The 12,684-nt window shown below is 33.3% G+C and carries 16 protein-coding genes and 1 tRNA gene; 5 read left to right on the top strand and 12 right to left on the bottom strand.

Going from position 1 to position 12,684, the window contains the following annotated elements:
• Window position 1: 1 nt before the first annotated feature.
• The 5 genes from CRN91_RS03665 to lpxK are packed head-to-tail and all read right to left on the bottom strand — an operon-like array spanning window position 2 to window position 3,072.
• Window positions 2–373, bottom strand: a complete 372-nt coding sequence (locus CRN91_RS03665) for a glutathione S-transferase N-terminal domain-containing protein (protein WP_114115092.1) — start codon at window positions 371–373, stop codon at window positions 2–4.
• Entirely contained in the window at window positions 370–1,203 is an 834-nt protein-coding gene (gene folD / locus CRN91_RS03660; RefSeq protein WP_114115091.1) for a bifunctional methylenetetrahydrofolate dehydrogenase/methenyltetrahydrofolate cyclohydrolase FolD, read from the bottom strand. The genes CRN91_RS03665 and folD overlap by 4 nt, the downstream gene beginning before the upstream one ends.
• The gene (gene kdsB / locus CRN91_RS03655; RefSeq protein ID WP_114115090.1) at window positions 1,200–1,937 is read right to left on the bottom strand and encodes a 3-deoxy-manno-octulosonate cytidylyltransferase; all 738 of its coding nucleotides are present in this window, start codon (window positions 1,935–1,937) and stop codon (window positions 1,200–1,202) included. The genes folD and kdsB overlap by 4 nt, the downstream gene beginning before the upstream one ends.
• Window positions 1,938–1,939: 2 nt before the next feature.
• Entirely contained in the window at window positions 1,940–2,107 is a 168-nt protein-coding gene (locus tag CRN91_RS03650; RefSeq protein WP_114115089.1) for a Trm112 family protein, read from the bottom strand.
• Window positions 2,104–3,072: a tetraacyldisaccharide 4'-kinase gene (lpxK, locus tag CRN91_RS03645; protein ID WP_114115088.1), complete on the bottom strand. Its 969-nt coding sequence runs from the start codon at window positions 3,070–3,072 to the stop codon at window positions 2,104–2,106. Before lpxK ends, CRN91_RS03650 begins: the two co-directional genes overlap by 4 nt.
• A gap of 53 nt (window positions 3,073–3,125) precedes the next feature.
• Between lpxK and CRN91_RS03640 the strand changes: the two genes are divergently transcribed.
• Entirely contained in the window at window positions 3,126–4,361 is a 1,236-nt protein-coding gene (locus CRN91_RS03640; RefSeq protein WP_114115087.1) for a lipoprotein-releasing ABC transporter permease subunit, read from the top strand.
• Window positions 4,354–5,031: an ABC transporter ATP-binding protein gene (locus CRN91_RS03635; RefSeq protein WP_114115086.1), complete on the top strand. Its 678-nt coding sequence runs from the start codon at window positions 4,354–4,356 to the stop codon at window positions 5,029–5,031. Before CRN91_RS03640 ends, CRN91_RS03635 begins: the two co-directional genes overlap by 8 nt.
• Window positions 5,032–5,067: 36 nt before the next feature.
• Here the strand turns inward: CRN91_RS03635 and CRN91_RS03630 are convergent, their stop codons facing one another.
• From CRN91_RS03630 to CRN91_RS03600, 7 genes are all read right to left on the bottom strand, one after another.
• Window positions 5,068–6,198 (bottom strand): sodium ion-translocating decarboxylase subunit beta, encoded by a 1,131-nt coding sequence (locus CRN91_RS03630; RefSeq protein WP_114115085.1) that lies wholly within the window; start codon window positions 6,196–6,198, stop codon window positions 5,068–5,070.
• A 2-nt stretch (window positions 6,199–6,200) separates the two neighbouring features.
• A complete protein-coding gene (gene oadA / locus CRN91_RS03625; RefSeq protein WP_114115084.1) occupies window positions 6,201–8,003 on the bottom strand; it encodes a sodium-extruding oxaloacetate decarboxylase subunit alpha in 1,803 nt (600 codons plus the stop codon).
• 3 nt (window positions 8,004–8,006) lie between these two features.
• Window positions 8,007–8,240 (bottom strand): OadG family protein, encoded by a 234-nt coding sequence (locus tag CRN91_RS03620; RefSeq protein ID WP_114115083.1) that lies wholly within the window; start codon window positions 8,238–8,240, stop codon window positions 8,007–8,009.
• A gap of 20 nt (window positions 8,241–8,260) precedes the next feature.
• Window positions 8,261–8,347: transfer RNA gene (locus CRN91_RS03615), tRNA-Leu, on the bottom strand.
• An 11-nt stretch (window positions 8,348–8,358) separates the two neighbouring features.
• Window positions 8,359–8,577, bottom strand: coding sequence for a translation initiation factor IF-1 (gene infA / locus CRN91_RS03610; protein WP_018402165.1), 219 nt, complete (start codon window positions 8,575–8,577; stop codon window positions 8,359–8,361).
• Window positions 8,578–8,709: 132 nt separating this feature from the next.
• Complete coding sequence (locus CRN91_RS03605; RefSeq protein ID WP_114115082.1) at window positions 8,710–9,159, bottom strand: hypothetical protein; 450 nt, start codon at window positions 9,157–9,159, stop codon at window positions 8,710–8,712.
• Between the two features lie 41 nt (window positions 9,160–9,200).
• A complete protein-coding gene (locus CRN91_RS03600; RefSeq protein WP_114115081.1) occupies window positions 9,201–9,947 on the bottom strand; it encodes a uroporphyrinogen-III synthase in 747 nt (248 codons plus the stop codon).
• Between the two features lie 151 nt (window positions 9,948–10,098).
• Between CRN91_RS03600 and CRN91_RS03595 the strand changes: the two genes are divergently transcribed.
• Genes CRN91_RS03595 through CRN91_RS03585 form a run of 3 tightly spaced genes read left to right on the top strand, consistent with a single transcriptional unit; the run spans window position 10,099 to window position 12,628 of the window.
• Window positions 10,099–11,043, top strand: a complete 945-nt coding sequence (locus CRN91_RS03595) for a calcium/sodium antiporter (RefSeq protein WP_114115080.1) — start codon at window positions 10,099–10,101, stop codon at window positions 11,041–11,043.
• Window positions 11,034–11,492, top strand: a complete 459-nt coding sequence (tsaE, locus tag CRN91_RS03590) for a tRNA (adenosine(37)-N6)-threonylcarbamoyltransferase complex ATPase subunit type 1 TsaE (RefSeq protein ID WP_114115079.1) — start codon at window positions 11,034–11,036, stop codon at window positions 11,490–11,492. The genes CRN91_RS03595 and tsaE overlap by 10 nt, the downstream gene beginning before the upstream one ends.
• Window positions 11,477–12,628, top strand: coding sequence for an N-acetylmuramoyl-L-alanine amidase (locus tag CRN91_RS03585; protein ID WP_114115078.1), 1,152 nt, complete (start codon window positions 11,477–11,479; stop codon window positions 12,626–12,628). Before tsaE ends, CRN91_RS03585 begins: the two co-directional genes overlap by 16 nt.
• Window positions 12,629–12,684 lie beyond the last annotated feature (56 nt).

Raw genomic sequence — 12,684 nt, 5'->3', positions numbered from 1 at the left:
TTTATTGAAAACGTTCATCCAAGTATTTGATTATATCGTTTGACTCATAGGTCCAGATTGCTTCTCCAGAGCCTTCTATTTTAAGGCATGGAACCTGAATCTTCCCACCACCTAACTCCAACTCTCCTCTAAATTCACCACCAACTTGAGCATTGAGTGTCTCTATTTTAAGATTCAAGCGTTTAATTGCTCTTCTTGTCTTTACACAAAAAGGACAAGCATAGAATTGATATAGTTTAAGATTCTGCGTTTCTTTATCAACCATTGCTTGGTCTTCGACACTTCTTTGAACTATTGTTGGTTTGAATAACCAATCAATTAAGATTAATAATCTACCAGATCCTTCTCGTAATAATTTTAAAATACTTCTCATAAGTTTTGCCTATACGCTATTAATGTATTTTCAAGGAGCGTTGCAATAGTCATTGGGCCTACTCCTCCAGGAACAGGGGTAATTGCACTAGCTTTGTCTTTAATTGCATCAAAATCAACATCACCAACCAAAGAGCCATCATCTAAACGATTAATACCAATATCTATTACTACAGCACCATCTTTAACCCAATCACCTTTAACCATTTTTGGAATTCCAACACCAACCACAACAATGTCTGCCTGCATAACCTTCTCAGCAACATTTTTAGTTTTGCTGTTACAAATAGTTACTGTACCTCTTGCATTAAGAAGCTCCATTGCCATTGGCCTACCTACAATATTGGAAGCACCAATTACCACGCAATTCATTCCCATAACCTCGCAACCAATTGAAGCCAGCATTGTCATTACTCCTTTTGGAGTACATGGACGTAGATGAGATTTATTTTGCATAAGCTTACCAATATTTTCGCTATGAAAGCCATCAACATCTTTAAGTGGAGAGATATGCTCAATAACCTTATTGGCATTTATATGACTAGGAAGTGGCAGTTGAACTAATATTCCGTCTATTTGAGGATCATGATTAAGACGCTCAACCTCTTCAAGAAGTTGCTCTTCAGTGATATTTTCAGATTTAATAATCTTGTCAGAAAAAAAACCTGCCTCATTACATGCACGTTCTTTATTTCTAACATAAACTGCTGATGCTGGATCTTCTCCAACTAATATTACAGCGAGTCCAGGAGGTCGATCAAGTTTTTTTACTTCTTCAGAAATTTTTAATCTTAAATTTTTAGCAATCTCTTTACCATCAATAATTTTCATTTTTTTAATTCCTTTTTTACTTTTTTTAAATCACTAACCGTATCAACTCCATAGCCTGTTGGAGCACAAGCAACATCAACATGTATATCAATTCCATGATCAAGTATGGTTAACTGTTCTAATTTTTCAGCTAATTCAAGAATAGATTTATCCATTTTAAAATATTTTTTTAAAAAATTAGCGCGGTATGCATACAGACCAATATGCCTAAAACACAAATCTAAATTAATATCGCTAGCATCTCTAAAAGCAGGAATTGGTGACCTCGAGAAGTACAAAGCTTTGCCGCCAGAATTATATACGACTTTGACACAATTAGGATCAAAGTAAGACTCTTTACTTTCAATTTTTTCACATAAAGTAGCAACGCTCATATTACTATTGATCAGATTAAAAGCAACCTGATTGATAACCTTTGAGTTCATCATCGGCTCATCACCTTGAACATTAACAACAACATCACTCTCATGAAAATTCATTTTAGTGACAACCTCAGATAAGCGGGATGTTCCAGAAATATGATTTTCACTAGTCATACAAACCTCAGCACCAAAATCTTTAGCAACAAGTCTTATTTTTTCATTATCTGTTGCAATAATGACTCTCTTGGCACTGCTTTTAATAGCATTTAAGTAGGTATGTTCAATAAGTGATTTTCCATCGATGTTTTCAAGTAATTTTGCTGGCAGACGACTGGAGGCGTATCTAGCAGGAATGATAACGGAAAAGTCCATTACTATTTAGAATTAATCTTTCTGGCCTCTTCAACAAGAAGCACTGGAATACCATCTTGAATGGGATAGGCTAATTGACTTTTTTCACATATTAGCTCATCTCCAACTAGTTCAAGCTTAGATTTACTTTCTGGACAAACTAACATTTTTAAAAGCTCTTCATCAATCATAGTTTAGACTCCAATTGCTGATAAAAATCTGCACTAATCATTGCTCTAACAGACAAATACCACATGTTACTTGTTGCGAATTGTCTACATTTTACACAATCCTTTGCTGTCATTATGATTGGATAATCTTCTTTAAAAGTTATATCATTTTTAGAAAAAGTATGATGATCAGGGAAGACTTTATTAATTAAATTTACTCCTTGACTTTCAAGAAGATTATGAAAATTCTTTGGATTTCCAATTCCAGATACAGCTAAACATTTTTTAGTCTTAAAATAATCAAGCTCTTTTTTTTCATTTGTTAATAAATTTACATAGCACTCAGCTTCAATTTGACTAGAGATTTCACCTTCAGCCTCAGCGCCATTATTTATAATCATATCAACTGATTTGAGTCTATTTTTTGTTTCTCTAAGAGGTCCTGCAGGGAGAAACCATCCATTACCTAAGCGGTTATGACCATCTATAACAGCAATTTCAATATCTCGACCCATTGCATAGTGCTGAAGACCATCATCGCTAATAATTACATCTACTGAATAGGCTTTAATTAAAGATTCAATTGCATAAAATCTTTTTTTTGATACAAAAACTGGCACTTGTGTTTGTTGTTTTATTAATAATGACTCATCCCCACATTCACTGGGATCACTCTTTAGAGTAACTTCTAATGATTCTTGTGTAAATTTACCTCCATACCCCCTTGATACAACTCCTACTTTTTTATTTTGAGATAAAAAATAATTTGTAATTGCCATTACGATTGGAGTCTTTCCAGTTCCACCCACAGTTATGTTGCCAACAACTATTATTGGTATTGGTGAAATGTTGACTTTTAATAAATTAAGCTTATAAAGCCAAAGTCGGATATTACTAAGAATAAAGAAAATAATTGAAAAAGGGATTAGAAGAAAGTTAACTAAACCAAACTTATTATGATTGATAAAACTTGTATTACTTGACATTTTGATAACTTTAATCACTTTTAAAACATTAATTATGACAAAATATTGCGATCATGAGCGTTGAATTTCTAATTTCTAACAAATATTTAAGATCTAATAGAAAAAAAGGATTTGTTTCCTTTATTTCTGGGGTCTCAATGGTTGGTCTAATTCTAGCAGTTATGTCGCTTATTACAGTCTTATCTGTAATGAATGGCTTTCATGAAGAAATAACAAATCGTGTATTAAATACAATCTCACACTCATACATAACTGAATCTGATGATACACTTGAAGACTGGGTGGAACTTAGAAAAAAAATCAACTCACAAGAACATATAGTTGCTTCTTCGCCTTATGTTGAAGATTTCGCTTTAATGACTTCTAAAAATGCCTCTCAAGGCGTCAGTGTTAGAGGCATACTTGTAGACCTTGAATCAACTACATCATCCTTACTTAATGATATAAAGTATGGTGATTTAAGCCTCAATGAAGATGACTCATCAATCCTAATTGGTGTTGGACTGGCAACAATTATGGGCACAGGTATTGGGGATCAACTTACACTAATAGCCCCTACTAGAAATTCCCTTGGCCTTTTGGTTCCTATATCAACGACTTTTACTGTTGGTGGAATATTTAATGCAGGTTTGAATGAATACAACAATGGCCTAGCATTTATTCATCTTTATGATGCTCAGGACTTATTTACTCTTGGAAATGAGGTCACTGGTATTCGTTTAAAAGTAGATGATTTGTTTAAAGCAAATATAATTACACAAGAAACTGTCAAGAGTCTTGGCGATGGTTTTTATGGTGTTGATTGGATGCAACAAAAACAAAACTTCATGAGAGCATTAAATCTTGAGAAACAGATGATAGCAATTATTCTCTCCCTAATAATTGCAGTAGCTGCCTTTAATATAGTATCTATGATGGTTATGGTTGTAACAGATAAAAAAACTGATATAGCAATTCTTAGAACTTTAGGAATGACGCCTAAAAGAATTGTAAGAATATTCTTTTATCAAGGCCTTAGTATTGGTTTTATTGGTATCTTAGTTGGAACAGTTCTTGGATTGTTATTAGCCCTTAATATTGAATCTGTTATTTCTGGAATTGAGACTATTATTGGCTTCCAGTTTTTTCCAAAGGATGTTTTTTATATTAATCGTTTTCCATCTAAAATTCTTATGAGTGATGTGGCTAGTATTATGATAGGTGCTTTTATCTTGGTAATTATTGCTGCCATTTACCCTGCTAGAAGAGCTGGTAAAGTAAATATTTCTGAGGTCTTAAGGCATGAGTAATATTATTGAATGTCGATCAGTGTGCTTTTCATATACTGAAGGTAACAATCAAACTCCCGTTCTTAGGAACTTAAATCTTGAAGTTAGCTCGGGTGACTCAATAGCAATTCTTGGACAATCTGGCTGTGGGAAATCAACATTGCTTAACTTAATAGCTGGGTTAGATCATCCTACTGAAGGTGAGGTACTTGTTAATAATATAAATATTTCAGAACTTGACGAAAAAAATCGAACTGACTTGAGATCCAATAATCTTGGATTTATTTTCCAATTTCATCACTTGTTAAATGATTTCACTTCTCTTTATAATGTTGCCTTACCTCTTTTAATCAATGGCTCAAATATTGATAATACAATAGCATTATCTACAAAATTATTAACAGACGTAGGTTTAGAAAATCGATTAAATCACAAGCCTTCTGAGCTATCTGGTGGAGAACGTCAAAGGGTAGCAATAGCAAGAGCAATGATTACTAAACCAGCATGTCTAATTGCTGATGAGCCTACGGGAAATCTTGATTCAAAAAATGCAGAAGGGATATTAGAACTTATTATAGATTTAAACAGCAAGGCCACTTCAGCCCTATTGATAGTAACTCATGATTTAGGGATTGCAAATAAGATGGAAAGAAAGCTTAATTTAGCTGATCAAGAGTTAGTAGAGATATAAGTTCAAATAAGTTATAAATTAACTCCTATCTACAAGCTACCCCAAAAATTGAATCATAATACCAGCGGCAATTGCTGAACCAATAACACCTGCAACATTAGGCCCCATTGCATGCATTAGTAAGAAATTATTAGAATCTGACTCTAAACCAACCTTATTGGAAACTCGGGCGGCCATTGGAACAGCTGAGACACCGGCAGAACCAATCAGAGGGTTAATTTTATTTTTACTAAATACGTTCATCAATTTTGCCATCAGAAGTCCACACATAGTGCCTATAGAGAATGCAACCAAGCCTAGTAATAAAATTCCTAAAGTATCTAATTGAAGAAACTTATCTGCCATTAGTTTTGAGCCTACTGCCAAACCAAGAAAAATAGTAACGATATTAATTAAGGCATTCTGAGTTGTATCACTTAGCCGATCTACAACCCCAGATTCTTTCATTAAATTACCAAAAGCAAACATGCCAAGCAATGGAGCAGCTGCTGGAAGTAAAAGTGCGACAAGAAGAAGCAATACTATAGGAAAAACTATTTTTTCAGTTTTGGAAACTTCTCTGAGCTGGACCATCTTTATTTTTCTCTCATTTTCATTAGTCATAGCTCTCATAATTGGTGGCTGGATAAGAGGAACAAGTGCCATGTATGAGTATGATGCAACTGCAATAGCTCCTAATAGTTCAGGCGCAAGAATTGAGGCGACATATATTGAAGTTGGTCCATCAGCACCACCAATAATTCCTATAGCAGCGGCTTGCTTAAGACTAAAATCAAAAACACCAAGTACAGAAAGTCCAACTGCTCCCAATAGAGTTGCAAAAATACCAAATTGAGCAGCTGCACCAAGAAGCAATGTTTTAGGGTTTGCTAGGAGAGGACCAAAGTCTGTCATTGCACCTACTCCCATAAATATAATAAGTGGGAATGCTCCTGACTCAATACCAACCATATAAAAAAGATGCAGTATTCCACCATCAACTGCTAAATTAGCGCCTGGAATATTACTGAGAAGAGCGCCAAATCCAATAGGCAAAAGAAGTAGGGGTTCAAACTTTTTAACAATTGCTAAATATATTAATACTATTCCAACTAGAAGCATTAATCCTTGACCCCAATCCATTTGGTAGAGACCAGTATTCAACCAAAGTATTTTTAGGTTTGCCATAACTATCTTAATGAGAGAAGTAACTGGCCAACAGTTACTGAATCACCCTCTTTAACATCAACACTTATAACAGTTCCAGTTCTTGTTGCTTTTACCTCAGTCTCCATTTTCATAGCCTCCAAAATAAGGAGTGTATCTCCTTCATTAATGCTTTGATTAGGGCTTACTAGAACCTTCCATATAGTCCCTGATAGAGGCGCAGCAACCTTTTCTTTAGCTGTAAATTTAGAAGGATCTGATTCAGCATCCTTTTGGACCATATTATGAACTTCTGTAACTGCTGAAGAAGAGCCAATTGATGCTATATCACCACCTGAAGTAACATTTACAGTATAAGATTGACCTTCAAATGATACGGTATAGATACCTTCACTATTATCGTTAGGGTTAAATTCTCTAGGCTCTTGAGGAACTGGCTCAAAAAAATCTGGGTTATCTCTATTTTCTAAAAACTGAACACCAACTTGAGGGAAAAGTGCATATGTCATTAAATCATCAACCTTCTCATCTGCAACCCTTATACCCTTATCAGCTACTATCTTATCAAACTCAGCTTCAAGTATTTCTAACTCTGGCTTAAGATTGTCTGCAGGCCGACAAGTAATTACTTTTGATCCTTCTAGAACTCTATCTTGAAGCTCTTTATTTAGTGGTGCTGGAGAAGCACCATATTCCCCCTTAAGTATTCCTGATGACTCCTTAGTTATAGTCTTATATCTCTCTCCAGTTAGCACATTCAACACTGCTTGAGTACCAACAATTTGAGAGGTAGGAGTAACTAGAGGAATATATCCAAGATCTTTCCGCACTCTAGGAATCTCTAATAAAACTTCATCCATTTTATCAATTGCATTCTGCTCTTTTAGTTGCCCTTCCATATTGGTAAGCATACCTCCAGGAACCTGAGAAGTTAGAATCCTTGAATCTACACCCTTCAGAGATCCTTCAAATTTTGAATACTTAGCTCTAATTGGTTTAAAGTATTGGTCAATCTCTTCTAATTTTTCCAAATTAAGCCCAGTTTTACGTGGGCTATTTTCTAATATAGATACAATCGAATTAGTTGCTGAGTGACTGTATGTCATACTCATAGAACCAATACAAGTATCAACACGATCTATGCCAGCCTCAACCGCTTTAATAATTGATGCAGTAGATAAACCTGTTGTAGCATGAGCATGCAATTGAATAGGAATATCAATCGCTTTTTTTAATTTTTTAACTAGCTCAAAGGCAACATATGGTTGTAATAATCCAGCCATATCTTTAATACAAAGGGAATGAGCACCCATATCCTCAATTCTTTTGGCCATCTCAATCCATAATTCAATTGTATGAACGGGACTAACAGTATATGAAATAGTACCTTGGGCATGCTGGTCAACTTTTATAGTTTGATCAATTGCAGTTTCAAGATTACGGACATCATTCATAGCATCAAATATTCTTAAAACACCAACACCATTATCTGCACATCGATCCACAAACTTTCTAACTACATCATCACTGTAATGCCTATAACCTAGAAGATTTTGAGCTCTCAACAACATTTGTTGTGGAGTATTTGGCATTACTTTTTTAATCTCACGAATTCTCTCCCATGGATCCTCTCCAAGGAAGCGAATACAGGCATCAAATGTTGCGCCGCCCCAGGATTCCATTGACCAGTAACCAATCTGATCTAGTTTTTCTGCTATTGGAAGCATGTCATCAATTCTCATTCGAGTAGCGAATAAAGATTGATGACCATCTCTTAATACTAACTCAGTAACTTCAACAGGCTGATTGTTTTCTTTATTTGACATAATTTATTTCTTTACATGCAATTTTATTGCAGCTTCAATTATTGTTCTTGTTTTTTTATCAATTTCAACTGAATTATTTGAAATAGTTGATTGTGCAAAACTTAATGGGGGGTCAATCTTTGAAATAATTATGGACATTAAATTAGTAATAATAACCATCAAAGCTAAAAATAAAAAAACAAATCCCATACCAAACATGGTTAGATTTATTGCTTCACTTAGAAGATTATTTTCCATTCTATTTCATCCTAAAAATTTGGTACCAGTGGACGGGCTCGAACCGTCACTCCCGTGAAGGAACCGGATTTTGAATCCGGCGTGTCTACCAATTCCACCACACTGGCCTATCTTAGGTTTATTTATGTCTGAAAGTGATTCTGCCTTTTGTTAAATCATAAGGAGTCATCTCAACAGTTACCTTATCGCCAGGTAATATGCGAATATAGTGCTTTCTAATTTTTCCAGAAATATGAGCTAGAACGCTGTGTCCATTTTCTAATTCAACTTTAAAAGTTGTATTAGGTAATTTTTCTTTAACTACGCCCTCTAACTCAATGTAATCACTTTTCGACATATCGTTTAAATAATAATTTAAAAAACCAGAATGTATTATACATATTGGATTTAATTACAGATAGTCAAATTCGCGTCAGAGATAGTTTAGACCTAGATGTCTTATGATTTAATTTGTACTAAAAAAAATTATTTAGTGAAAATGTCTTTTTGAATGGACCCAACCTTGAAGCTTTTGAAAGTCTGTCTTCTTTTCAGGCTGAACAATTTTTTCTAATTCAATCAATCTTTCATTGAGCTCGTTAAAGGCATTAGAGTAATGCTTACTTTTAATAGACTCTTGATATAGCTTCGATTTCAAAGTTGCTATTACAGAAACGAGATCATGGTCATTACTGGCATTGCTTATTGCGTCACCCTCACTTATCTTTACTTGAGTATCTTGAAAGCGCTTAAGATGTTCTGAAGCACTTGGATGCGAATAAGTTGGTGAATTTTGAGTTGCAAGATTATCAGGATTAAAAGGGATAACTCTTGAAGAGATGTTTAGATCTTGAAATGAACCACGAGACGTTGGTTGCTGGACGGTAAATCCACTAACGCCTAGTAAGCGTGCAACCCATGATATACCAAATCTAATCACCTAAACTCCCGATATAGTTTTGTATATGTTACCCAAAGAATTTAAATACGGGTAATTTTTTTATTATTTTTAGAACCTAATAAATCAACAACATCTTGATCTGATGGATTTAAAGTAACAGTAATTTTCTGAAAGCCTAAGATTTTTGCTTGCTTTTTAATTCTATCACTCAAAACAATCATCTCTCTTGTTTTAAATTGATCAAGGAAAATTTTTGATTCTTTATTTACAAGTTCTATCATTAATGACAGACTTTCTAAACTATTTATTACTATTACACCATCATCAACTTTTAAAAACTCCTTAATTGATTGCGAATGTAGTCTAGTTAAGTCACAAGGCACTCTTTCATAAACTTCAAAATAATTTACATTATTCTTTACTTGGAGAGTATTTTTCAAGTATTCACTTCCACCTTTTCCTCTAACTATAAGAATTTCTGAATCTTTTAAGTCTTTGAAATAAGGCATATTTAAAAGAACTTCACTAGATGAATTATTTTTTGGATAGCCATCCACTTTAATATCTTTCTCAATTAGTTTTTTTGCAGTAATTGGACCTATCGCAAATATACTAATAGGCTCAACAATAATATTATTGAAATATTGTTCGGCATAATCTACTGCATTTGCACTAATAAAAATAATTACATTAAATTTCTGTTTAGGAATTTCAGCCTTAATTTTATTTATTTCAAAAGTAGGAAATAATGCAGTCTTTATCCCTAAATTATTTATTAAAGATTTAAGATTAGTAGCTTGGGCTAATGGACGAGTAATAAGAATCATTAATTTGAAGTATATTTAGTTTCTATTTTCTTAAATAATATTTATATTTTAAACTTAGGCTTACTAATTAAAAACCCTCTTTTATTTATTCTATGAAAGATGCCTTTATAATAATGTCCATATCAATTCTGTATAAAACTAAAATTTTATTATGTTAATGTCAATTATAGCTCTTATTTCTGGCTTTCTATTATTGATGTGGAGCGCCGATACATTTACAGATAATGGTGCCAAAATTGCCAGAATATTCAATATTTCACCTCTCATAATTGGTTTACTCATCTTTGGCTTTGGGACATCTGCACCCGAGATGCTGGTCTCTGGGTTAGCTGCTTTTGATGGTCATCCAGAACTTAGCGTTGGCAATGCATTTGGTTCAAATATATTTAATATTGGATTAGTCCTTGGAGTTACAGCAATTATTCTTCCAATAAGTGTTGATAAATTGATATTAAAAAAGGAGTGGTTATTTTTATTTTTATCTACCCTTGTTGCAGGAGCTCTATTATTAGATCAATACTTAAGTTTTAATGATGGCTTAATCCTTATTTCGCTTCTATTATTATTTTTGTATTATGTTTATACTGAGTCTAAAAAAAATAATCCTAATAATCTTGATAATATAGATGATGGGCTTAAAAATGAGAAAAAAAGTAGAATATGGTTTTTATTAATTTTATCTCTCATAATTCTCGTATCAAGTGCGAGACTTGTGGTTTGGGGTGGCACATCATTAGCATTACAATTTGGGATAAGTGATTTAATAATTGGTCTAACAGTTGTTGCTTTAGGTACCAGTCTTCCAGAACTAGCAGTTTCTGTTAGTAGTGTCCTAAAAAAACAACATCAAATGGTGATTGGAAATATTATTGGCTCTAACTTATTTAATACATTAGGAGTCCTTGCAATTCCAGGGCTAATACTCCCCTTTCAAATACCAGGAGAGGTAATGAGTCGAGACTTCATAAATATGATAATTCTCACTTTATTAATAGTGTTGTTGGCTGTAATATTCAAATTTAAGATTAATCGTTTTGGTGGCTTTATATTGTTATTTATGCTTGGTGCTTATTTATATCAATTACTTTGGATATAGTTCTTAAAAATTTAATTGAAACGCAAGAACTTGGTAAAAAACTTGCCCACTGCTGTAGTTCACTTCAAAACCCATTTGTTATTTATCTAATAGGTGATCTAGGAGTTGGTAAAACTACATTAGCGCAAAGCTTTATTCAATATTTTGGCTTTAAGAGAGTCAAGAGCCCAACCTACTCCCTAGTAGAAAGTTATCAAAATAAATATATTAATATTCATCATTTTGATTGTTATAGACTCACCAATCCTGAAGAATTAGAATACATTGGTATAAGAGATTATCTTCTAGAAAATAATCTTCAACTCATAGAATGGCCTGAATTAGGTGAAGGTGTTATTGCCGATTCTGACCTTTCGATTGAGCTTAGTGGAGATGGAGATCAAAGAAGTGTAAATATAGAATTTCAGTCAGATATCGGCAAGCATATTCTAAGATGCGCAACTACTTAATTTTAATAATTGCTTTAATAGCAACTTCAGTGTTCAGTGATGAAAATACGTCGCTTTATGACTTTAGGTATTGGACAGCCCCAGATAATACAAGGATTGTAATTGATACTGAGGAAGATGCACTTTTTAATGTTTCCAAACAAAATGATTATGTCATCATTAGCTTCGATGATGCTGAGGTTTTTTCAGAGACCTTTAGTAATATTTTTTTTAATGATGAGAGGGTAAAAAAGGTTGAAATTAAACGTGACAAAGAAACTATAAAGCTTATCTATTATATCAACCGAGATTTTATAGTTAAACAATTTACTCTTCCTCCAAATACTAAATATAAGCACTATCGTCTTGTTGTTGATATTATTGATTCAGATGTAAATTCGTCACTTAAAAAAACTAAGATAGCTGAGACAACTAAGACAACTAAAAAAGTATTACCCAAATACAAGAAAATTATCATAGTTGATGCCGGTCATGGTGGAGAGGATTCTGGAGCTATTGGCAAAAACAAATCAAAAGAAAAAGATGTTAATCTTGCGATTGCAAGAAAATTAGTGACAACAATTAATAAAAATTCAGATTTAAAAGCAGTCCTTACTCGAAGTGGTGACTACTATATCCCCTTAACCAAAAGAATAACAATTGCTCAAAAAGAAAATGCCACAATGTTTATTTCTATTCATGCTGACTCAGTAGAAAGCATAAGTGCTAAAGGAGCCTCTATTTATTTACTTAGTGAAAAGGGAAATAATAGTAAATTAGCAAAACAATTAGAGCAATCTCAAAACTCAGTCGACCAATTTGGTGGAGTAGAGAATGTTATTGATAAGGATAAGTTTTTAAAAAATATTTTGTCTGATTTTTCAAGAAAAGATAGGGAAATACAATCGTTTGAACTAGCTAAAAAAATACTCGAACAACTTGGAAAAATTGGACCTGTTCATAAGAAAATACCTCAAAAGGCAAATTTTGTAGTATTAAAGTCCCCTGCAATTCCTTCAATACTGGTTGAAACTGCATTTATCTCAAATCCGACTCAAGAAAAGAGATTAACAAATACCAAACAACAACAAAAAATAGCTAATGCTATATATAGAGGAATTATTAATTATTATTCAGAGATAGAAAAAGATCTATGAAGTCTTTTCAAAGCTAGGCTCTGAATTTCTCAAAGAATATAAATAGCTATAACTTC

Source organism: Candidatus Thioglobus sp. NP1, from assembly GCF_003326015.1.
GTDB classification, from domain to species: domain Bacteria; phylum Pseudomonadota; class Gammaproteobacteria; order PS1; family Pseudothioglobaceae; genus Pseudothioglobus; species Pseudothioglobus singularis_A.
This window is presented reverse-complemented; position numbering and strand designations above follow the sequence as displayed.

Excerpts from the sequence above, each read along its gene's own strand:
- kdsB (WP_114115090.1), bottom strand. The coding sequence starts at position 1,937 with ATGGACTTTTCCGTTATCATTCCTGCTAGATACGCCTCCAGTCGTCTG.
- infA (WP_018402165.1), bottom strand. The coding sequence starts at position 8,577 with ATGTCGAAAAGTGATTACATTGAGTTAGAGGGCGTAGTTAAAGAAAAA.
- CRN91_RS03650 (WP_114115089.1), bottom strand. The coding sequence starts at position 2,107 with ATGATTGATGAAGAGCTTTTAAAAATGTTAGTTTGTCCAGAAAGTAAA.
- CRN91_RS03630 (WP_114115085.1), bottom strand. The coding sequence starts at position 6,198 with ATGGCAAACCTAAAAATACTTTGGTTGAATACTGGTCTCTACCAAATG.
- folD (WP_114115091.1), bottom strand. The coding sequence starts at position 1,203 with ATGAAAATTATTGATGGTAAAGAGATTGCTAAAAATTTAAGATTAAAA.
- CRN91_RS03620 (WP_114115083.1), bottom strand. The coding sequence starts at position 8,240 with ATGGAAAATAATCTTCTAAGTGAAGCAATAAATCTAACCATGTTTGGT.
- oadA (WP_114115084.1), bottom strand. The coding sequence starts at position 8,003 with ATGTCAAATAAAGAAAACAATCAGCCTGTTGAAGTTACTGAGTTAGTA.
- lpxK (WP_114115088.1), bottom strand. The coding sequence starts at position 3,072 with ATGTCAAGTAATACAAGTTTTATCAATCATAATAAGTTTGGTTTAGTT.
- CRN91_RS03595 (WP_114115080.1), top strand. The coding sequence starts at position 10,099 with ATGTTAATGTCAATTATAGCTCTTATTTCTGGCTTTCTATTATTGATG.
- CRN91_RS03585 (WP_114115078.1), top strand. The coding sequence starts at position 11,477 with ATGCGCAACTACTTAATTTTAATAATTGCTTTAATAGCAACTTCAGTG.
- CRN91_RS03600 (WP_114115081.1), bottom strand. The coding sequence starts at position 9,947 with ATGATTCTTATTACTCGTCCATTAGCCCAAGCTACTAATCTTAAATCT.
- CRN91_RS03635 (WP_114115086.1), top strand. The coding sequence starts at position 4,354 with ATGAGTAATATTATTGAATGTCGATCAGTGTGCTTTTCATATACTGAA.
- CRN91_RS03640 (WP_114115087.1), top strand. The coding sequence starts at position 3,126 with ATGAGCGTTGAATTTCTAATTTCTAACAAATATTTAAGATCTAATAGA.
- CRN91_RS03665 (WP_114115092.1), bottom strand. The coding sequence starts at position 373 with ATGAGAAGTATTTTAAAATTATTACGAGAAGGATCTGGTAGATTATTA.